General features: G+C 66.9%; 19 protein-coding genes. 9 read left to right on the forward strand and 10 right to left on the reverse strand.

Translation table 11 applies throughout. The annotated features are described in order from the left end of the window. Positions 1 to 22: 22 nt before the first annotated feature. From ACX80J_RS07090 to ACX80J_RS07100, 3 genes are read right to left on the reverse strand one after another with little or no spacing between them, the layout of a single operon-like run. Complete coding sequence (locus ACX80J_RS07090; RefSeq protein ID WP_459346089.1) at positions 23 to 790, reverse strand: SCO1664 family protein; 768 nt, start codon at positions 788 to 790, stop codon at positions 23 to 25. Then, complete coding sequence (locus ACX80J_RS07095) at positions 790 to 1,341, reverse strand: DUF3090 domain-containing protein (protein ID WP_459346090.1); 552 nt, start codon at positions 1,339 to 1,341, stop codon at positions 790 to 792. The genes ACX80J_RS07090 and ACX80J_RS07095 overlap by 1 nt, the downstream gene beginning before the upstream one ends. 9 nt (positions 1,342 to 1,350) lie before the next feature. After that, positions 1,351 to 2,058 (reverse strand): histidine phosphatase family protein, encoded by a 708-nt coding sequence (locus ACX80J_RS07100; protein WP_459347280.1) that lies wholly within the window; start codon positions 2,056 to 2,058, stop codon positions 1,351 to 1,353. Between the two features lie 289 nt (positions 2,059 to 2,347). Here ACX80J_RS07100 and ACX80J_RS07105 point away from each other — a divergent pair, with 289 nt between their 5' ends. Further along, the gene (locus ACX80J_RS07105; RefSeq protein ID WP_459347281.1) at positions 2,348 to 3,421 is read left to right on the forward strand and encodes a TerC family protein; all 1,074 of its coding nucleotides are present in this window, start codon (positions 2,348 to 2,350) and stop codon (positions 3,419 to 3,421) included. Positions 3,422 to 3,485: 64 nt separating this feature from the next. Here ACX80J_RS07105 and ACX80J_RS07110 read toward each other — a convergent pair whose 3' ends face one another. From ACX80J_RS07110 to ACX80J_RS07135, 6 genes are all read right to left on the reverse strand, one after another. Next, on the reverse strand, positions 3,486 to 4,460 hold the full coding sequence (locus tag ACX80J_RS07110; RefSeq protein ID WP_459346093.1) for a class I mannose-6-phosphate isomerase: 975 nt from the start codon (positions 4,458 to 4,460) through the stop codon (positions 3,486 to 3,488). Further along, entirely contained in the window at positions 4,457 to 5,686 is a 1,230-nt protein-coding gene (locus ACX80J_RS07115) for an ADP-dependent glucokinase/phosphofructokinase (protein ID WP_459346094.1), read from the reverse strand. Before ACX80J_RS07115 ends, ACX80J_RS07110 begins: the two co-directional genes overlap by 4 nt. A 6-nt stretch (positions 5,687 to 5,692) precedes the next feature. Next, complete coding sequence (locus ACX80J_RS07120) at positions 5,693 to 6,556, reverse strand: ketose-bisphosphate aldolase (protein WP_459346095.1); 864 nt, start codon at positions 6,554 to 6,556, stop codon at positions 5,693 to 5,695. A 54-nt stretch (positions 6,557 to 6,610) separates the two neighbouring features. Beyond that, positions 6,611 to 7,456 (reverse strand): carbohydrate ABC transporter permease, encoded by an 846-nt coding sequence (locus tag ACX80J_RS07125; protein ID WP_459346096.1) that lies wholly within the window; start codon positions 7,454 to 7,456, stop codon positions 6,611 to 6,613. A 1-nt stretch (position 7,457) separates the two neighbouring features. Further along, complete coding sequence (locus ACX80J_RS07130; RefSeq protein WP_459347282.1) at positions 7,458 to 8,381, reverse strand: carbohydrate ABC transporter permease; 924 nt, start codon at positions 8,379 to 8,381, stop codon at positions 7,458 to 7,460. A gap of 71 nt (positions 8,382 to 8,452) precedes the next feature. Next, entirely contained in the window at positions 8,453 to 9,730 is a 1,278-nt protein-coding gene (locus ACX80J_RS07135; protein ID WP_459347283.1) for an ABC transporter substrate-binding protein, read from the reverse strand. A gap of 239 nt (positions 9,731 to 9,969) precedes the next feature. Here ACX80J_RS07135 and ACX80J_RS07140 point away from each other — a divergent pair, with 239 nt between their 5' ends. Further along, the gene (locus ACX80J_RS07140; protein ID WP_459346099.1) at positions 9,970 to 10,785 is read left to right on the forward strand and encodes a DeoR/GlpR family DNA-binding transcription regulator; all 816 of its coding nucleotides are present in this window, start codon (positions 9,970 to 9,972) and stop codon (positions 10,783 to 10,785) included. On the opposite strand, the gene ACX80J_RS07145 is transcribed toward ACX80J_RS07140, so the two are convergent. After that, positions 10,782 to 11,813 carry a LacI family DNA-binding transcriptional regulator gene (locus tag ACX80J_RS07145; RefSeq protein WP_459346100.1) on the reverse strand — a complete coding sequence of 344 codons (1,032 nt, stop codon included), beginning with the start codon at positions 11,811 to 11,813 and terminating at the stop codon, positions 10,782 to 10,784. The two genes, ACX80J_RS07140 and ACX80J_RS07145, sit on opposite strands and share 4 nt — an antisense overlap. 278 nt (positions 11,814 to 12,091) lie before the next feature. On the opposite strand from ACX80J_RS07145, the gene ACX80J_RS07150 reads away from it, so the two are divergent. Genes ACX80J_RS07150 through ACX80J_RS07180 form a run of 7 tightly spaced genes read left to right on the forward strand, consistent with a single transcriptional unit; the run spans position 12,092 to position 19,277 of the window. Beyond that, positions 12,092 to 13,411, forward strand: a complete 1,320-nt coding sequence (locus tag ACX80J_RS07150; protein ID WP_459347284.1) for an extracellular solute-binding protein — start codon at positions 12,092 to 12,094, stop codon at positions 13,409 to 13,411. A 26-nt stretch (positions 13,412 to 13,437) separates the two neighbouring features. Continuing rightward, the gene (locus ACX80J_RS07155; RefSeq protein WP_459346168.1) at positions 13,438 to 14,325 is read left to right on the forward strand and encodes a carbohydrate ABC transporter permease; all 888 of its coding nucleotides are present in this window, start codon (positions 13,438 to 13,440) and stop codon (positions 14,323 to 14,325) included. A 2-nt stretch (positions 14,326 to 14,327) separates the two neighbouring features. Continuing rightward, complete coding sequence (locus ACX80J_RS07160; RefSeq protein ID WP_459347285.1) at positions 14,328 to 15,218, forward strand: carbohydrate ABC transporter permease; 891 nt, start codon at positions 14,328 to 14,330, stop codon at positions 15,216 to 15,218. A gap of 22 nt (positions 15,219 to 15,240) precedes the next feature. After that, positions 15,241 to 16,422 (forward strand): Gfo/Idh/MocA family protein, encoded by a 1,182-nt coding sequence (locus ACX80J_RS07165; RefSeq protein ID WP_459347286.1) that lies wholly within the window; start codon positions 15,241 to 15,243, stop codon positions 16,420 to 16,422. Further along, on the forward strand, positions 16,415 to 17,470 hold the full coding sequence (locus ACX80J_RS07170) for a sugar phosphate isomerase/epimerase family protein (RefSeq protein WP_459347287.1): 1,056 nt from the start codon (positions 16,415 to 16,417) through the stop codon (positions 17,468 to 17,470). Before ACX80J_RS07165 ends, ACX80J_RS07170 begins: the two co-directional genes overlap by 8 nt. Then, positions 17,467 to 18,162 carry a ThuA domain-containing protein gene (locus ACX80J_RS07175; protein WP_459347288.1) on the forward strand — a complete coding sequence of 232 codons (696 nt, stop codon included), beginning with the start codon at positions 17,467 to 17,469 and terminating at the stop codon, positions 18,160 to 18,162. Before ACX80J_RS07170 ends, ACX80J_RS07175 begins: the two co-directional genes overlap by 4 nt. After that, entirely contained in the window at positions 18,147 to 19,277 is a 1,131-nt protein-coding gene (locus ACX80J_RS07180) for a Gfo/Idh/MocA family protein (protein WP_459347289.1), read from the forward strand. Before ACX80J_RS07175 ends, ACX80J_RS07180 begins: the two co-directional genes overlap by 16 nt. The last annotated feature ends 14 nt before the right edge of the window (positions 19,278 to 19,291 follow it).

Genomic DNA, 19,291 nt, shown 5'->3' on the forward strand with positions numbered 1-19,291 from the left:
CAGTGCGTGGCGTTGCGCGTCCCTAGAACAGCGGCCAGGGCACCGCCGACATCTCACCGCTCGGAGCGGGAAACCGGCCGGCCGAGCGCAACCGGGCGCAGCGTGCGGCGAGCGCAGCGATCTCGTCCGCGGTGAGCAGGTCCGCCAGGGTTCGTCCCAGCTCACCGTTCAATTCGTCGCTGACACGATCGACGCCGTCGAGTTCCTCGGCGGTCAGCGGATCTCCCAGCCACCCCCACAGCACCGTACGCAGCTTGTGGTCACTGTGGAACGTGAGCCCATGGTCCACGCCGTGCCGGTGTCCGTCACCCATGGCAAGGATGTGGTCGCCCTTGCGGTCGGCGTTGTTGACGACGACGTCGAACACGGCCATGCGCCTCAGTGCGGGGGAGTCCTCGTGAATGAGGGCGATCATCCGTCCCGTGTCGTCCCGGCCCTCGAGGACCTGTTTCCAGCCGGTCTCCGGCACGTCATCGGTCGCGACCAGATCCACCGCGGTCTGGTCGGGGTCCGTCTCCTGCCAGAGCTGCACCATTCCCTCGCCGAACGGACCATCGCGCAACCAGGTCTGCGGCACGATGTTCCAGCCGAAGACCTCCGAGACGAGGTAGGCGGCCACTTCCCGTTCGGCGAGAGTGCCATCGGGGAAGTCCCACAGCGGTTTCTCGCCTGCTATCGGCTTGTAGACGACGGCCGCGCCGCCGATGCTGCCCAGGAACGTGGCGTTCGATGCCGTCGTGATGCGGCCGGTGAGCGTCAGCTCGGCGGTGACCAGGTCGGGCGCCGGCATCAGACCTCGGGAAGGGTGCAGATGTGCCCGTCGGCGTCGATGGGGTAGCCGCAGAGCGGGCAGATCGGACGCCCGGCGCCCACGACCTCGCGGGCGCGCTTGGCGAAGGCGCGGGCGGTGCCGACCGGCATGCGCACCCGCAGCATTTCGGCCGCGTCGGCGTCGTCGTGCAGCAATTCGTCGTCGTCTTCCTCATCGACCTCGGTGATCGGGTAGGCCTCGATGACGATCTGCGCCGTCGTCGGGTCCCACCCCAGGCTCATGACGCCGGTCCGGAACTGCTCCTGGACGGCCTCGAGCTGGTCGTTGTCGACGAGTTCGATGGGGGTGGTCCTGGGAACGCTGAAGGGGTTGCCGTCGAGGGTGATGAGCTGGTCCAGGATCTCGTCGATCTTCTCGGCGAGCTGGGCCGACTGCTGCTTCTCCATCGCGATACTCACGATCTGTTTCCCTGTGCGTACCTGCAGGTAGAACGTGCGCGCGCCCGGAACGCCGATGGTGCCGACGACGACCCGGTCAGGCCAGGCGAACTCGTGAACAGTTGTAGGCATGGGACTACTTTAGGCTCCCGAGGTCCCGCGCGCCTCGTGTCCTGCGCCACCGCCCACCGGGGCATCGTTCGAGGCGGCGCTGTTCGACAACCACGAGAGATCCCCCGCGTCGGTGTTGGTCGCGTAGACACTCGGCCGGCTCGTGCCGTAGCGCACGATCGATACGGAGGCCGGGCCCACGGTGATGCGCTGGAACAGGTCGAGGTGCATGCCGAGTGCGTCGGCGAGGATGGACTTGATGATGTCGCCGTGACTCACCGCCACCCACACAGCCCCTGGCCCGTGCTCGGCTTCGAAGGCAGCATCGTGGCGCCGGATCGCTGCCACCGACCGGGCCTGCATCCCGGCCATGGATTCACCACCGGGAAAAATGACGGCGGACGGTTGCGACTGCACCACCGGCCACAGATCCTCCGTTGCGAGCTCACTGAGCATGCGGCCCTGCCACTGGCCGTAATCGCACTCGGTGAGATCGGGATCGAGCGGCGCATACGGGGTACCGGCCTGGCGGTCGAGGATGAACCGGGCGGTCTGCCGACAGCGCTCGAGGGGGCTCGACACCACGCCGACGACGGGCACGGCCGCGAGCCGGTCACCGGTCGCGGCAGCCTGGTCGCGCCCGATCTCGTCGAGGCTGACGCCGTCGGCCCGTCCGGCCAGCAGTCCGGAGGCATTCGCTGTGGTGCGGCCGTGCCGCACGAGGATTACTGTCGCCATCCGCCCAGCCTAGTCATCCGCCCGACGGCGCATCCACCTCGGAGGCGGGCCAAAGCTCAGAGTCGGCCGATGCGTATGACGGCGCCGGCCACGTCGGGTCGAGCTGCATCACGGGAATCGATCCGGGCGCCCGTGCGTTAGGCTCTGTGTATCAAGGGGAGTACTCCCGTCTGTGATCGGCCCGTCAATACGGATGCACTGAAGCATTCCGGGCCATCGGTTCCGGTTCCGACCGGGCGGAGGAGACCTTGGCGTATCTGTCCGACGCCTACCCTTGGGAGCACCCCTCATGCAGGTCACACCTCTGATCTGGTTGATCACCATCGCCGTGACGATCCTCTTCTTCGTCTACGAGTTCTTCGCGCACGTGCGCACACCCCACGAACCGACCATCGCCGAATCGGCCCGCTGGTCCGCCTTCTACATCGGCCTCGCCCTGCTGTTCGGCGTCGGCATCGGAGTGATGTCGGGCTGGACGTTCGGCGGCGAGTACTTCGCCGGCTACCTCACCGAGAAGGCCCTGTCGATCGACAACCTCTTCGTGTTCCTCATCGTGATGACGGGCTTCGCCGTCCCCAAGAAGTACCAGCAGAAGGTGCTGATGATCGGCATCATCATCGCCCTGATCCTCCGCGGCGGATTCATCGCCATCGGAGCCGGCCTGATCGAGAACTTCTCCTGGGTCTTCTACATCTTCGGCGCCCTGCTGCTCGTCCTGGCCTACAAGCAGGCATTCGGCAGCCACGACGCCAACCCCGCTGACGGCCGATTCATGCAGCTCGTCCGCCGCGTCCTTCCCGTCACGGACGAGTACCACCGGGACAGGCTCACGGTGACCAAGGGCGGCAAGCGCTTCGTCACGCCGATGCTGCTCACCATCATCGCGATCGGCTTCGTGGACCTCATCTTCGCCGTCGACTCCATCCCGGCGATCTACGGCCTGACCAGTGAGGCGTACATCGTCTTCACGGCCAACGCGTTCGCGCTGATGGGCCTGCGCCAGCTGTTCTTCCTCATCGGCGGACTGCTCGAGCGCCTGGTGTACCTGGCCCAGGGGCTCGCCGTCATCCTCGCGTTCATCGGCGTGAAGCTCGTCTTCCACGCCCTGCACGTCAACGAGCTGTCCTTCATCAACGGCGGCGAGCCCCTGCTCTGGGTGCCCGAGATCCCCATCTGGTTCTCGCTGCTCTTCATCGCCGCGACGGTCGCCGTCGCCACCGTCGCAAGCCTGCTCAAGACCAGGGGCGACGACGACGACCGCGACCAGGTGCACGGCAGGCCGGTCGAGGTGGGCTCCAAGGACCGGACCGAGGATCCCCGGCTCGACGAGACCACTAGCTCGACGGCAGGGACCGCCGAGTAGCTGCCGCACCGACAACGGCTCCCGGTCACCGGCTCCTGGTGGCCGGGAGCCGGTCCGTTCCGGCTCAGGCGGCGGGAGGCCGTGCCACCAGGACTTCACCGCCGCCGTCGAGGACGATCGCACCGACGCCCGCGGGGATCAGCCAGGTACTGCCGCGGGGAGCGGACTGGCCGGCGAGGTGGATCGAGCCCTCGCTGACAACCAGTACCGCGAAGCCGGGCTCGAGGGACACGTGCCCCTCGACGGGTACGCGCTCGAGGCGGAAGAATGCGTCGGCGTCGGGCGGAAACACCGATCCGGTGGGCGGCGCCGTCCGCACGAGGTCCGGAAGCGCTTCGCGGGATACCGCCGTCCGCTGGACCGCTGTCAGGGCCACGTCGAAGCCGAGGCCCAGATGGCCGTCAGCAATGCCGTCGAGCGCGAAGTCCCGCCACTCGAGCAGGATCGAGAGGTCCTCGGGCTGCTGCAGTTCCAGCAGCAGCACGCCGGCGCCGATCGCGTGCAGCATGCCCGGCGGCACCCACACCACGTCGCCCGGTGAGACATCGACCTCGTGCAGCAGTCCGAGCAGCTCGTCGACGTCCTGCGCCTCGACGAGGGATGCCAGCTCGGCGTCACTCACGTCCCGTGTGAGGCCGAGGTGGACGGTGCCGCCCTGCAGGATGTACCAGGCCTCGGCCTTGCCGTGGCTGTGCCCGAGATGCCGGGCGGCGAAGGTGTCGTCGGGGTGGGCATGCACGGGAAGGCGCTGGCCGGCGTCGAGCAGTTTCACCAGCAGCCGGACGTCGCTGCCCCAGCGGGCCACATGCTCCGCGCCGAGCCAGTAACCGGGGTCCCGGGCCACGGCGTCGCGCAGGAGTGCGCCGTCCGCCAGCCGGGTGAGGCCGAGCTGCTCCTCATCGAAGATCGTGGTCGTCGAGCCGATCCAGTCCTCCGGCTCGAATTCGGCCGCGGCCGGCTCGTTGCGGAAGGCGGAGATGCGCGCCCCGCCACGGTAGAAGCGCTCCGGCGGCCGGTTCGAGGGCAGCCGTTCGATCATGGCTGCGGCTGCCGAATCGGCGCGTAGACAGCCAGGAAGCCGCCCACGAAGCTGTCGCCGAGCCCGATGGTGGTCGGCGACGCCGTCTCGATGCGAAAGGCCGGAACGCCCACCGCTCCCGGGATCAGCCGCTCGACGCCGTTGACCACGGCCTCGCCGCCCGTGTTGCGCGGCAGGTCCCGGGTGGCCTCGAAGTCCGCCGCCGTGAAGCCGTCACCGAGCCGGAAGCGGGTCGCTGCCATCTGCACGGCACTCTTCAGTGCCTCCCGGTGCCGCTCCGCCCCGGTCCCGAGCATGACGGCCCAGTGCTGCGTGTGCACGAGGAGCGCCGGCACCGGGATGAGCCGGTGGACCTCCCGGAGCGCGGCGGCGACGTCGGCGGGATCCAGCAGATCGACGGGCCGCGCCACGTACTCCTGCAGCTCGTCCTCATTCATGCCGTACACGTGGATGCGCGGCAGCAGGTGCGCCCAGATCCGCTCAGCGAACCTCCGCACGTAAAAGCCCGCATCCTCGTAGTACACGAGCGCGGCGGACGGGAGGTGGTCCATCGCCGCTTCGAGCTCGGTGAGGCGCCGCTCCAGGAGGCCCTCGTCCTGCATGGTGTTGAAGCCCGAGATCAGCAGTGCCGCGGCGTCGTCGAGCGCGTCACCCAGTTCCGGCGCGATCGCCATGCTGCGGTTCGGCGGATCGTTCGCGAAGATCAGTCGGTTCGACGACGGCGACACGATCTCGCCGTCGTCGAGCCGGATGGTCGTCCCGGCCGGGTACTGCACGATCAGGTGCGGATCGAGGGTGTCCTCGGTCGCAGAACTGACGTAGGACATCGATGCCGGCAGAAGCCGGCGCACGTTGTCGTCGATGCTCACGAGGTGCTGGACGCTCGGGATGCCGAGCCGGTCCAGGGCGATCCCCGCCCGCACGCCGGTCCCACCGAGGGTGATCCGAGTGGTGAAGCGGTCCGCGAACTGCTTGACCACCTCCGAGGACTCGACAAAGCGCTCGCCGCCGGCGCCGTCCCTGACGAAGTCGAGGATGGTCACCACCAGCGAGCGCTCGTCGACGATCGGTGTCCTGGTGGTGAGTTCCGCCCGCCGGATGCCGAACCGCAAGGCCAGCGATTCGACGACCGACGCGTCCCAGTGCACCTCGTAGTCGACGGTCCCGCCGAGCCCGAGCACGAGCGTGGTTCCCATGGCACCGATTCCCTTTCCCTCAGCCGTCACGTGTTCTCAGTACAGTTTGGCCTTCCCGTCCGCGCCGAACAGCTCGATCTTCTCCGCAGCAGTGACCTTCAGGGCGGCGATGGCCCCGGGCTGGATGGCGTTCGGCTCGCGCAGGCGTTCGTCGGTCCCGAGGATCTTCCGCATGGCGTTGTGGTAGGAGACCTTGATGTCACTCGAGATGTTGATCTTGTTGATGCCCAGGCTCACCGCGCGTGCCAGCTCGCTGTCGGGGTTCGCCGAGCCGCCGTGCAGCACGAGGGGGATGCGGACGGCGGCCTTGATCTCCTCGAGGAGGTCGTGGCGCAGCTCCGGGTTCTTCTCCGCCGGGTACAGGCCGTGCGAGGTGCCGATGGCGATCGCCAGGCTGTCCACGCCGGTCTCCTTGACGAAGCGGACGGCGTCGTCGGTGTTGGTGTAGATGATCTCCGCGGCACCGGACTCCCCGTAGCTGTCATTGGCGCCGATGGTGCCGAGCTCACCCTCCACCTGGATGCCGACGGCGTGCGCCGCCTCGACGACCTTGCGGGTCAGCGCGACGTTCTCGTCGAAGGGCAGCAGGGACGCGTCGATCATGACCGACGTGAAGCCGGCCTGGATGGCGGTGATCATCTGCTCGAACGTCCCACCGTGGTCCCAGTGGATGGCGACGGGGACGCTCGAGCGGTGGGCGCGGCTGCGCATCGCGGCGACCAGGTCGGTGGTGATGTGGGAGACCTCGTCCGGGTGGATGGCGATGATGACCGGAGCCTCCTTCTCCTCGCTGATGTCCATGACGCCGTTGAACATCGCCCAGTCGCTGATGTTGAAGGCGGGAATGGCGAAGTTGTGTTCGTTGGCGACGTCGAGGATGGACTTACCGGTGTACAGCACTGTGATTCTCCTTGATAGATGACGTACGAGAGGTGGATCGAGGGGGAGCGAGGGTCAGTTCTTGACGGAGCCGGCGGTGAGGCCGCTGATGAAGAAGCGCTGGAGGACCAGGAAGAGGATCAGCACGGGGATGGACCCGAGGATGCTCATCGCCATGATCTGGTTCCACTCGTACGAGTGCTGCCCCATGAGGAGCTGGATGCCGATCGGCACCGTGCGCATCTCGGTGGTCCTCGTCAGGGTCAAAGCGAAGAGGTACTCGTTCCAGGCGATCATGAAGGTGTAGATGCCCACGGACACGATGCCGGGGACCGAGATGGGCACGAGCACACGCCACAGCGCGGTGAGCGACCCGGCGCCGTCCACCCGCACGGCCTCGTCCAGTTCGCGGGGCAGGGTGTTCATGTAGCCGGTCATCATGATGATTGCGTAGGGCAGCGTGAAGACCATGTACGTGAGGATGAGCCCCGGGTAGGTGTTGTAGAGGCCGAGGCCTACCACCAGACCGAAGTACGGTATGAGCAGGGTGATGGGCGGGACAGCCTGGACGCTGATGATGACGACGTTCAGGACCCGCTTGCCGCGGAACTGGAACCGGCTGAACGCGTAGGCGGCGTGGATCGCGACCAGCAACGTCAGGATGGTGACCGCGCCTGCCACGAGGTAGCTGTTGAAGAAGAACCGCAGCGTCTCGGAGTTCGTCAGGATCGCGGCATAGGCGTCGAACGAGAACGAGTTCGTGATGAGCCTGGGCGGCAGTTCGAAGATCTCGGTGTTGGACTTGAACGAGCTGGACAGCATCCAGAGAACGGGTCCTGCGGCGAACACGGCCCCCAGGACCAGGCCCGCCAGGACGCCGGACTTCGCCAGGAGGGTGCGGCGTTGCGTGGTCATCGCCATGTCAATCCCTTGCTTTCTGGTGGCGGACGTAGAGGACAGCCAGCACCAGCGACATCAGCAGGATCAGTACCGCGGCGGTCGCGGCAAGGGAGAAGTCGTAGTTGGCGAAGGCGAGCTTGTAGGTGTAGGTGCTGAGCATCTCGGTGACGTCGATCGGCCCGCCGCCCGTGGTCAGCCAGATCAGCGCGAACTGCTGGGAGGTCCAGATGAGGTCGAGCAGCAGGAGGCTGATGATGATGGGTCGGAGTTGGGGGATGGTCACGTTCCAGAAGCGCTGCACCTGGCTGGCGCCGTCGATGCTCGCAGCCTCGTGGAGGTCCTGCGGGATACCCTGGAGGCCCGCCAGGAGGCTGACCATGAAGAACGGGTAGCCGGCCCAGATGTTGATGAAGGTCACCGTGCCGAGCGCGAGCTGCGGATCGGCGAGCCACTCCACGTCCGTGCTCAGCAGGAAGTTCACGATCCCGTTGGGTGAGAGGAGCATGCGCCACAGCACGGCGATGACGGCCGCGGTGAACAGCCATGGCAGGACGTACAGGGCGCGGAACACGGCCCGGGACGTCACGCTGATCAGCGGGCTGTTCAGCAGCATCGCGAAGGTGAGGCCGAGGACCAGGTGGACGGCGACGCTGACGGTGGAGAAGAAGACCGTGTTGCCGGTCGCCTTCCAGAACGCCGGATCCGTCAGCACGGTGACGTAGTTGGCCGTCCCGGTGAACTCGGAGGACTTCTTCAGGATCACGTTGTCCTGGAAGGAGTAGCCGATCACCATCACGATCGGCACGATCATGAGGACGAACAACAGGATCAGGGTGGGGGCGAGGAATCCGTAGGACTCGCCGGCGCGGCGCAGCTGGCGGCGCTTCCGGGGCGGTGCCCCCTGGAGGGTCTCGGGGTCGGGCGGGGTGAACGTGCGGAGGCTCATGGGGGTGACCTTTGTGGGGGATCGGGCACCGCGGGGGGACAGCGGTGCCCGATCCGGTGCGGGGGGAGGACCTAGAACTCGCCTTCCCACTCCGTCTGCGCCTTCTGGAGCGCTTCGGAGAGGGACTGCTGGCCGTCGAAGGCGGACTGCAGCTGGGCACCGAGCTGGCGCATCAGTTCCTCTGCGACGGGAAGGCCGACGAACTCGTTGGCCGGGTAGCCCGCCTGGTAGATGTCGAAGGCCTCCTTGAACAGGTCGTCGTCCTCGACGAAGGCGGGGACGGACTCGGTGTTACCGGGGAAGGCGTTGGCCATGGTCGAGAGCTCGGAGTTCGTCTCCTCACTCATCAGGAAGGAGACCAGCTTGGCGGCGGCGTCCTTGTTCTCGGAGTTCTCGGCGACGCCGATTCCCCAGGAGGCGTAGGGGATGCCGCGCTCGCCGGTGTAGCCATCCTCAGCGGGGACCGCGGAGATGGAGAACTTGAGGTCCGGGTTGGTCTCGCGGATCAGGTTGATGTGCGCGAGGGAGTCGATCATCATGCCGACGCGGCCGTTGGTGAACTCCTCCACCTTGTCCTGTTCCTTCATGGTGAAGCTGCCCGGGGCGATCACACCGTCATCCCACATGCCGCCGATGAACTCGACGGCGGAGGTGACGTCCTCGTTCGTGAGGTCCGGCTTGCCGTCCTTGAGCATGGTGCCGCCCGAGGCCCAGGCCCAGGACATGACATCGTTCTGCACACCGTTCGGCGCCTCGAGGGAGAGGGGGAGGACCCAGCCGGAGGCGTCGCCGTCGAGGTCGGAGACCTTCTTGGCGGCATCGGCGAACTCGCTGCGGGTCTCCGGGGGAGCGGTCACGCCGGCCTGCGACAGCAGGTCGTCATTCGTGAACATGGGATAGACGAAGTTCACGACCGGGACCATGTAGGTCTTGTCCTCGACCTTGACCTGGCTGACGAGCTGGCTGTCGTCGAAGCCGGCGCCCTCCAGCAGCGGACCGAGGTCGGCGATGACGCCCTGCTCGGCGAAGTCGCTCACCCAGGCGCCGTCGAGGCCAACGACGTCCGGCATGGTGCCCGACGCCGCACCGGCGAACAGCTGCTCCTTGGTGGAGGCGTAGGGCCCGCTGACGAGGTCCACGGTGATCCCGGGGTTCTCCTCTTCGAATGTATCGATCAGTGCGCGGAACTCGCCGTCGGGAAGTTCGGGCTCCCACCACTGTGCGAACTCGATGGTGACATCACCGCTGGCCTCCTCCGTACCAGACCCGCCCGAACCGCAGCCGGTGAGAGCGACGATCGAGACTGCGGTGGTTGCGATGCCGGTGAGCAGGGTTGCGCGGGAACGCATGCGCCGATGGGACATCAGGTCTCCTCGTTGAGATGGTGCGATATTTCGCTTGATTATGCGTTTTCTTGCTGCTTTCACCACGAGTGTGCGCCCTATCACGGCGTTGCGTCAAGGGTTTCCGGGGCAAAACCGCGTAAAGCGGCAACAGCATAGGTCAAAAGCGAGGCTAGACCGCAAGATTTTGCAGTTTCCTGCCGTTTCTGCGGCCCGCGCGAAGTCTGTGTGTTACAGATGAGGGCATGACATCGCAAGAACTGCAGCACGTCCGCCAGCTCCCCGCCGGGCGGAAGGCCGACCTTGCCGCCTATGTGGACGAGGTGGGGCGCGTGACGGTGGCCGACCTCGCCGCACACTTCAAGGTGTCGATCGACACGATCCGCCGCGACCTCGATCAGCTGGATCGCGAGAACATCCTCATCCGGACGCACGGGGGTGCAGTCAGCACCAGTGAGCGAGCCGGCCGGGACCGCGAGATCGACGTCCGGCTCAGCATGCAGACGGCGGAGAAGGAGGCGATCGCCCAACTCGCCGTGGGCCTGGTGACCGACGGCTCCGTCCTCATGATCAACGCGGGGACCACCAGCCTTGCCGTCGCGCGGGCGCTGCGGAACCACCGCAACCTGACGATCGCCACCAACAACCTCCGCATCCCGGCGGAGATCTCGCCGGTGGTGTTCCGTGACCTCTACATGTTCGGCGGGGCCGTGCGCACCCTCACCCAGGCGACGACGGGCCCCGTGACGCTCGGGATGAGCGGGAGCACACCCGAGGTGGACATTCGCTGCGACATGGCGCTCATCGCCGTCGGTGCCGTGGACGCATCAGGCTGTTCGACGTCGAACCTGGGCGATGCCGCCATGATGGCGGAAATGATCAGCCGGGCCGAGCGCACCGCCATCCTCGCCGACTCCACGAAGCTCGACCGGCGGCTGTTCGCGCAGATCGTTCCGCTGGAGGGCGCTGACTACCTGGTTACCGACAGGGCGCCGTCGACGGAGCTGGCCGCGGCGCTCGACGCCGCCGGAGTCACCGTGCTGGTACCCGAGGGGAACTAGGGAGCCGCCGGCGCCGTCGATGAGCGGACCACCAGCTGCGTGGCCAGTTCGACACGGGTGCCGTCCGGCTTCTCGCCGTCCATCTCGCGGAGCAGCGCCCGGACGGCCGTCCGGCCCATCTCCCGCAGGGGCTGCGCAACGGTGGTGAGCTGCGGTGAGGTCTGTTCACTGATGTAGGTCCCGTCGAAGCCCACCACGCTCAATTCCCCGGGCACCGAGATGCCCAGTGCGTGCGCCTCGGCGAGCACGCCCACGGCGATGCTGTCGGAGGCCGCGAAGATGGCCTGCGGCGGGTGGTCCAGGGTGAGGAGCTGGACCAGGCTGCGCCGCCCCGTCTCCGAGTCGAAGTTGCCCGCCAGGACGTAGTCCTCCGAGATCAGGATGCCGCGTTCGAGGAGGGCGGCGACATAGCCGTGCTCACGGTCCTGGCTGCATTCTGCGCTGGCAGGTCCACCGATGAATGCGATGCGGGTATGGCCGAGGCCCAGCAGATGCTCCGTCGCGGCTTTCCCTCCGGCCCAGTTCGTCGCACCCACGCTCGCCACACCCGGCCCGGGAGGATTGATGGGGTCGATGAGCACCACGGCGATGCCTCGCTTCTTCACTTCCTTGATCTCGCGTGGAGACCACCGGGACGTGACGAGGAGCAGGCCACGGCGGCCTGACGCCTGCATCTTCTCGGCCCGCTCACCGGCAGGAAGATGCGTGAGACCCGTCTTGGACAGGACGACCTCGGCGCCGTGCAACTCCGCGCACTCGAGGATCCCGTCCATCACCTCCGAGTAGTACGCGGTCGCCACGCTGTCCACGGCGACGTCGATCAGCGTGGACGCCGGAGGCGCAAGGGCGAGGCGCTGACCGGGCGGCTGATACTCGGACGTCCGGAGTGCTTCCAGGACACGCTTCCTGGTGGCCGGGGCAACATCCTCCCGACCGTTGATCACCTTCGACACCGTCGGAGTGGACACTCCGGCAAGAGCTGCGACGGACGCCAGCGTGGCCCTCGTTCGAACTTCAGTTTCCGACAATGTTTCGAAATCCTCTCCGGGATGGGCCTGCCCCCATCCTGCCCGAGCCCGGCGGAAGAGTCGAGGGGTGCGGAAGCAGGTCCGCGGAATTGCTGCCGGAGAGGGCATTGACCGATCGGTGTGACGCAGGTAACTTTACGCTTGTTAGTTTGTTGTTATCGAAAACATTTCGAATCTCTTCCGCAGCGTGGCGGTCAGCGACCGCATACCCGCGGAGTTGACCTGCCCATCTCAGCCGGCACTGGTGCCTCGAGCTGAGTCGACTTACGGAAGAACTGATGAAGATGCGAACAACCACCTCCCTGATCTCGGCGGCCTCCGCCATCACCCTGGCCCTCAGCCTCTCCGCCTGCGGCTCCAGCGGCCCCCAGGACCCTGCTGCAGACTCCGCGTCCCCGACGATGTGGGCACTGACCGGCAGCAGCGAGAAGATCTTTCGCTCGTCCGTCGAGACGTGGAACGAGGAGCACGCGGACGACAAGATCAACCAGGAATTCTTCGCGAACGATGCCTACAAGACCAAGGTCCGCACCGCCGTCGGAGCCGGTGAGGGACCCACGTTCATCTACGGCTGGGGCGGCGGCGTGCTGAAGTCCTACGTCGACGCCGGCCACGTCAGCGAACTGGACGAGTTCCTGGCCGAGAACCCCGAGGTGAAGGACCGCTACATCCCCTCGGTGCTCGAGAACGGTGTGATCGACGGCAAGACCTACGCCCTGCCCAACAACAACATGCAGCCGATCGTCCTGTACTACAACAAGGAGGTCTTCGAGAAGATCGGCGCCGAGCCTCCCAAGACGTGGGACGACCTGATGGCACTGGTCCCCAAGTTCAACGACGCGGGAATCGCACCCTTCTCCCTGGCCGGTCAGTCCAAGTGGCCGAACCTGATGTGGCTGGAATACCTCGTGGACCGCGTCGGCGGCCCCGAGGTCTTCCAGGCTATCCTGGACGGCAAGGAGAACGCCTGGTCCGACCCCGCCGTGATCGAGGCCCTCACGATGATCCAGGACCTGGTCGACGCCGGCGGATTCGTCAACGGCTTCTCCTCCATTGCCGCTGACGCCGGAGCGGACAGCGCCCTCCTGTACACCGACAAGGCAGCGATGATGCTCCACGGCGGCTGGGTCTACCAGAACCTGAAGAACGACGCCCCGGAGTTCGTCGAGTCGGGAGAGGTCGGCTTCACCACCTTCCCCTCGGTCGAAGGCGGGGAGGGCGATCCCGCCAACATCGTGGGCAACCCGGCGAACATGTGGTCCCTCTCCTCGACGGCGTCGGACGAGCAGAAGGAGTCCGCCCTGAACTACCTCAAGGACGGGCTGTTCAGCGAGGAGTACACGCAGGCCATGATCGATTCCGGCGCGGTCCCCGCGGTCAACGGCATCGAGGACCAGCTCGCAGCCTCCGATGACAAGGACTTCGTCCAGTTCGTCTACGGGCTGGCGCAGGATGCCCCCAGCTTCCAGCTCTCCTGGGACCAGGCACTGAGCCCCGCCCAGGGCGACGCCATGCTCGCGAACCTCGATCAGATCTTCATCGGCGAGATCACGCCGGAAGAGTTCGCCGAGAATATGAACGCAACCCTGGGCAAATGAGCACCCTGCTGAAGCCGAAACCCGCGATGAAGGTGCGGGGTGCGCGGGCCGAAGGGCCCTCGGCGTGGATGGTCGTCCCGGCGCTGGTCTTCTTCGTGACCTTCGCCGTCGTGCCCCTGCTCGGCGTGCTGTTCCTCAGCTTCACCCACTGGAACGGGCTGGGCGCGATCACCTGGGCTGGCCTGGAGAGCTGGCGCACCGCCCTCACGGACTCGGTGACGCTGAACGCCCTGATCGTCACGCTGAAGATCATGGTCTACTCGCTCGTGGTGCAGGTCCCGATCAGCCTCCTCCTGGGGGTGTTCACGGCGGGCAACCAGCGCTACCGGGCAGTGCTCGCCGTCCTGTACTTCGTCCCGCTCCTGCTCTCATCGGCGGCCGTGGCGATCGCGTTCAAGGCGCTGCTGGACCCCAACTTCGGGATGGGGCCGGGCCTGCACATCCCGGTCCTCGCCCAGAACTGGCTCGGCAGCGCCGACCTGGTGCTGTTCGTGGTCATCTTCGTCATCGCCTGGCAGTTCGTCCCCTTCCACACGCTCATCTACCAGGGCGGCGTGCGCCAGATCCCGGCCTCCTTCTACGAAGCGGCCCAGATCGACGGGGCCGGACGGATCCAGCAGTTCTTCCACATCACGCTGCCCCAGCTGAAATACACCATCATCACCTCGTCCACCCTCATGGTCCTGGGATCGCTGGCGTACTTCGACCTGATCTTCGTCCTCACGGCCGGCGGCCCGGGGTATGCGACCCGGCTCCTCCCGCTGCACATGTACCTCACGGGGTTCCGGGCCAATGACATGGGAGCAGCGAGCGCCCTCGGCGTGATCCTCGTGGTCATCGGCCTGGGTCTCGCCCTGGTGCTGCAGCGGCTCGGCGGCAACAGCCGCAGCGCAAGCCAACTGGAAGGAGCGTAGCCATGGCACTGGCAACCGACGCGGCGCGGGGCAATGAAACGCGAGTGAAGCAGCGCTCCCAGGGGAAGCGGTTGGGCAGGAGTACGCCCAACGTCCTGGGCGGGCTCGGCGGGTGGGTGTGGCTTGCCCTGATCATCCTGCCCGTCTACTACGTGGTCATCACGAGCCTGAAGAACCAGGCGGGGTTCTTCGGGTCGAACCCGCTGGCGCCGTCCACCTCACCCACCCTGGTCAACTACCGGACGGTCCTCGAGGCGAATTTCGTCCGCTACTTCCTGAACAGCGTGATCGTGACGCTGGGAAGCGTCATTCCCGCCGTCGTCGTGTCCTTCATGGCCGCGTATGCGGTGGTGAGGGGGAGCGGGCGCATCATCGGCTCCGCGCACACGCTGTTCCTGATGGGACTCGCCATCCCGCTGCAGGCGACGATCATCCCCATCTACTTCATGATCACGAAAGCGCACCTCTACGACACCCTGCTGGCGCTGATCCTGCCGTCGATCGCCTTCGCCATCCCCATCTCGGTGCTGATCCTGTCGAACTTCCTCCGGGACGTTCCGCGGGAGCTCTTCGAATCCATGAGGCTCGACGGCTGCTCGGAGTTCACGATGATGTGGCGCCTGGCCCTGCCGCTGGTCCGTCCTGCGGTCGTCACCATCGCCATCTACAACGCACTCCACGTCTGGAACGGCTTCCTCTTCCCGCTGATCCTGACCCAGAGCCCCGACAAGCGGGTCCTGCCCCTCTCGCTCTGGGCCTTCCAGGACGAGTTCACCGTGAACATCCCGGCGGTCCTCGCCGCCGTCGTGCTCTCCACACTCCCGCTGGTCGTCCTCTACGTGCTGGCCCGCCGCCAGCTCGTGAGCGGACTGACCGCCGGATTCAACAAGTAGACCGAAAGGAACCTGCAGCCTGATGACTTCCACGCAGCAGAACGCGCTGAGGGTCGGCATGGTCGGCTACGCCTTCATGGGCGCGATGCACTCCCACGCCTGGCGCACCGCGCCACGCTTCTTCGACCTCCCGCTCCAGCCCGAACTCGCGGTCCTCGCCGGCCGCGACCAGGCGGCCGTGAAGGCCGCGGCCGGAAAGCTGGGCTGGCGGGACACCGAGACGGACTGGCGGGCTCTGGTGGAGCGCGACGACGTCGACCTGATCGACATCTGCACCCCCGGGGACACGCACGCCGACATCGCCATCGCAGCCCTCGAAGCCGGCAAGCACGTGCTCTGCGAGAAACCGCTCGCCAATTCGGTCGAGGAGGCGGAACGCATGACGGCGGCCGCCCGGGCCGCCGAGGCGAACGGGGTCTTCGCGATGTGCGGGTTCTCCTACCGCCGCACGCCCGCCCTGACCCTCGCCCGCCGGCTCGTCGAGCAGGGGAGGCTGGGCACGATCCGGCACATCCGGGCGCAGTACCTCCAGGACTGGCTGACGGACGAGAACGCCCCGATGACCTGGCGCCTGGACAAGAGCAAGTCGGGATCGGGCGCCCTCGGGGACATCGGAGCGCACAGCATCGACGCAGCGCAGTACGTGACCGGGCTGCCGATCCAGGGAGTCTCCGGTCTCCTCACCACCTTCGTGCACGAACGTCCCCTCGGGGGAACCCGGGTGGGCCTCGGCGGCTCGGGCGCCAGCGACGGCGGGACCGGCACGGTCACGGTCGACGACGCCGCGATCTTCAGTGCGCGCTTCGAGGGAGGAGCGATCGGCGTCTTCGAAGCCACCCGCTTCGCGACCGGCAGGAAGAACAACATGCGCCTGGAGGTCAACGGCAGCCTCGGCTCGCTCGCCTTCGACTTCGAGAACATGAACTCCCTGGAGTTCTACGACGCCACGCAGCCTCCCGAGACCGCGGGATTCAGCACCATCAACGTCACCGATTCCGTGCACCCCTACACCGGCAATTGGTGGCCGGCCGGGCACGGCCTCGGGTACGAGCACGGCTTCACGCACCAGGTCGTCGACCTGGTCCAGGCGATCGCGGACGGCACCACGCCGTCGCCGTCCTTCGACGAGGCGCTGTGGGTCCAGAAGGTCCTGCACGCCATCGAGGAGTCCGCAGCGAGCGGATCGGGGTGGCAGCATGTCTGAGCCTTCAGCAGCCGGAGGTCCCACACCGCGGCCGGTGACCCTGTTCACCGGGCAGTGGGCCGATCTGCCGTTCGAGGACGTGGCGAGGATGGCCGGCGAGTGGGGCTTCGATGGCCTCGAGATCGCCTGCTGGGGAGACCACCTGGACCCGGTCCGGGCAGCGAACGACGACGACTACGTCCAGGACCGGCTCCGGATCCTCAAGGAGAACAACCTCTCCGTCTCTGCCATCGCGATCCACCTCACCGGACAGGCAGTGTGCGACGACCCGATCGACGAACGCCACCAGGACATCCTCACCCCCGAGGTCTGGGGGGACGGTGATCCCGAGGGAGTCCGCCGGCGGGCCGCCGACGTCGTCAAGGACACCGCCCGGGCAGCAGCCCGGCTCGGAGCGTCGGTCGTCACGGGATTCACCGGTTCGTCCGTCTGGAAGTACGTCGCGATGTTCCCTCCGGCGTCCGAGCAGATGATCACCCGCGGCTACGAGGACTTCGCGGCCCGGTGGAATCCCATCATGGACGTGTTCGACGCCGAGGGGGTCCGCTTCGCGCTCGAGGTGCATCCCTCCGAGGTCGCCTACGACTACTGGACCACGCAGCGCACCCTGGAGGTCATGAGGGACCGCCCCGGCTTCGGGATCAACTTCGACCCCTCGCACTTCATTTGGCAGGACCTGGATCCGGTGATGTTCCTGCAGGATTTCGCACCGCACATCTTCCACGTCCACGTGAAGGAATCCGTCCGGCAGCTGAACGGCCGCAACGGCCGTCTCGGGTCGCACCTGCCGTGGGGCGACCCGCGGCGGGGCTGGGACTTCGTCACGGCCGGCCACGGGGATGTCCCGTGGAAGCCGATCTTCCGCATGCTCAATTCGATCGGCTACCAGGGGCCCACCAGCATCGAATGGGAGGACGCCGGGATGGACCGGCTCGTCGGCGCCCCGCAGGCCCTGGCCCTCGTACGGGACCTGGCCACCATCGCGCCGTCCGCGGCGTCCTTCGACGCCGCCTTCTCCCGCCAATCCACCACGAAAGAGACATCATGACCAGCAAGGAAGCACTCGTCGTCCGCGGCGGATGGGACGGTCACCAGCCCGTCGAGGCCACGGACCGCTTCATCCCGTTCCTCCGGGACAACGGGTACAGCGTGCGGATCGAGGAGTCACCGAAGATCTATGCGGACGCCGACTATATGTCGACCGTCAACCTGATCGTCCAGTGCAACACGATGAACACCATCGAGAAGGACGAATTCGCCGGTCTCCGTGCAGCGATCGAGGCAGGGACCGGGTTGGCAGGCTGGCACGGCGGGATCGCCGACTCGTACCGCAACGAATCCGATTACCTCCACCTCATCGGCGGGCAGTTCGCATGCCATCCGGGCAAGCACCCGGACGAGAGGATCGGGGAACAGTCCGACAACTACGTGCCGTACCGGGTGAACATGCTCCCGGCTGCGGCGGATCACCCGATCACCCGCGGCATCGGGGACTTCGACCTCGTGACCGAACAGTACTGGGTGCTCGCGGACGACTACATCGACGTGCTCGCGACGACCACCCAGGCCGTCCGCGCCTGGGACCCGTGGAACCGTCCGGTGACGTCCCCCGCCATCTGGACCCGGCAGTGGGGCAAGGGCCGCATCTTCGTGGCGACCCCCGGCCACCACGTCGAGATCCTCGACGACCCGAATGTCAGAACCATCATCGAAAGGGGTTTGCTGTGGGCGAGCCGTTGAACGTCGGAATCATCGGCTGCGGAGCGATCGTAGCCCAGTACCTGAAAACCCTGCCGTCGCTGCCGTCCGTCAACCTCCGGGCGGTCGCCGACCTCGACTTCAGCCGCGCCGAGGCCGTCGCGGCATCCCAGGAGGGCGTGCGGGCCCTGACCGTCGATGAACTCCTGGCCGACCCCGAGATCGACACCGTCCTGAACCTCACCATCCCTGCTGCACACGCCGACGTGGCCACCCGTGCGATCGCCGCCGGGAAGCATGTCTACGGAGAGAAGCCCCTGGCCGCGAACACGAGCCAGGCCCGGAAGGTCCTCGCGCTCGCGGACGAAGCCGGAGTCCGCGTCGGGTGTGCCCCCGACACGGTGCTCGGCACCGGGATCCAAACGGCGCGCCACGCCATCGACAGCGGGATGATCGGCCGGCCCATCTCGGCCACCGCCACGATGGTCACGCCAGGGCATGAACGCTGGCACCCCAACCCGGACTTCTACTACGTGCCCGGCGGCGGACCCCTCCTGGACATGGGCCCGTACTACGTGACGGCGCTGGTCACCCTGCTGGGCCCCGTCACCTCCGTCATCGGTGCCGCGAGCCACACCCGGAAGGAGCGCACCATCGGCGGAGGCCCGAGGGCCGGCGAGACGATTCCCGTCTCCATCGACACCCACGTCACGGGCGTGCTCGTCCACGAATCAGGCGCGCTCTCCACACTGGTGATGAGCTTCGACGCCGTGCAGACCCGTTCCTTCAACATCGAGATCCACGGTGAGCAGGCGAGCCTCACGGTCCCCGACCCGAACTACTTCGACGGCGAGGTGTCGATCTGCACCCTGGCGAACAGGGAGAACGATAGGGAGGTCGGGTGGGAGGTCATCCCCACCAGCGCAGGCTACATCGGGGCGGGCAGGGGCTACGGGCTGGCGGACATGGCGCTCACCCCCGCCGGCGATCAGCACCGCGCCAGCGGGCAGCTCGCCTACCATGTGCTCGATGTCATGGAGTCGCTCCTGCGGTCAGCAGCGGACGGCAGCTCGGTACCGGTGCTCAGCACGGCGGAACGGCCGGCGGCAGTCGCCCTCACGTCGCTGTCGGAGCCGGTGTCGTCCCTCGCCACCTAGGCACCCGCGACTTC

This window comes from Arthrobacter rhamnosi, from assembly GCF_054510975.1.

What these genes read in the sequence shown, in the direction of transcription:
- ACX80J_RS07090 (WP_459346089.1), bottom strand. Translation starts at nt 790, where the DNA reads ATGCCGGCGCCCGACCTGGTCACCGCCGAGCTGACGCTCACCGGCCGC.
- ACX80J_RS07095 (WP_459346090.1), bottom strand. Translation starts at nt 1,341, where the DNA reads ATGCCTACAACTGTTCACGAGTTCGCCTGGCCTGACCGGGTCGTCGTC.
- ACX80J_RS07100 (WP_459347280.1), bottom strand. Translation starts at nt 2,058, where the DNA reads ATGGCGACAGTAATCCTCGTGCGGCACGGCCGCACCACAGCGAATGCC.
- ACX80J_RS07105 (WP_459347281.1), top strand. Translation starts at nt 2,348, where the DNA reads ATGCAGGTCACACCTCTGATCTGGTTGATCACCATCGCCGTGACGATC.
- ACX80J_RS07110 (WP_459346093.1), bottom strand. Translation starts at nt 4,460, where the DNA reads ATGATCGAACGGCTGCCCTCGAACCGGCCGCCGGAGCGCTTCTACCGT.
- ACX80J_RS07125 (WP_459346096.1), bottom strand. Translation starts at nt 7,456, where the DNA reads ATGGCGATGACCACGCAACGCCGCACCCTCCTGGCGAAGTCCGGCGTC.
- ACX80J_RS07130 (WP_459347282.1), bottom strand. Translation starts at nt 8,381, where the DNA reads ATGAGCCTCCGCACGTTCACCCCGCCCGACCCCGAGACCCTCCAGGGG.
- ACX80J_RS07135 (WP_459347283.1), bottom strand. Translation starts at nt 9,730, where the DNA reads ATGCGTTCCCGCGCAACCCTGCTCACCGGCATCGCAACCACCGCAGTC.
- ACX80J_RS07140 (WP_459346099.1), top strand. Translation starts at nt 9,970, where the DNA reads ATGACATCGCAAGAACTGCAGCACGTCCGCCAGCTCCCCGCCGGGCGG.
- ACX80J_RS07150 (WP_459347284.1), top strand. Translation starts at nt 12,092, where the DNA reads ATGAAGATGCGAACAACCACCTCCCTGATCTCGGCGGCCTCCGCCATC.
- ACX80J_RS07155 (WP_459346168.1), top strand. Translation starts at nt 13,438, where the DNA reads ATGAAGGTGCGGGGTGCGCGGGCCGAAGGGCCCTCGGCGTGGATGGTC.
- ACX80J_RS07160 (WP_459347285.1), top strand. Translation starts at nt 14,328, where the DNA reads ATGGCACTGGCAACCGACGCGGCGCGGGGCAATGAAACGCGAGTGAAG.
- ACX80J_RS07165 (WP_459347286.1), top strand. Translation starts at nt 15,241, where the DNA reads ATGACTTCCACGCAGCAGAACGCGCTGAGGGTCGGCATGGTCGGCTAC.
- ACX80J_RS07170 (WP_459347287.1), top strand. Translation starts at nt 16,415, where the DNA reads ATGTCTGAGCCTTCAGCAGCCGGAGGTCCCACACCGCGGCCGGTGACC.
- ACX80J_RS07175 (WP_459347288.1), top strand. Translation starts at nt 17,467, where the DNA reads ATGACCAGCAAGGAAGCACTCGTCGTCCGCGGCGGATGGGACGGTCAC.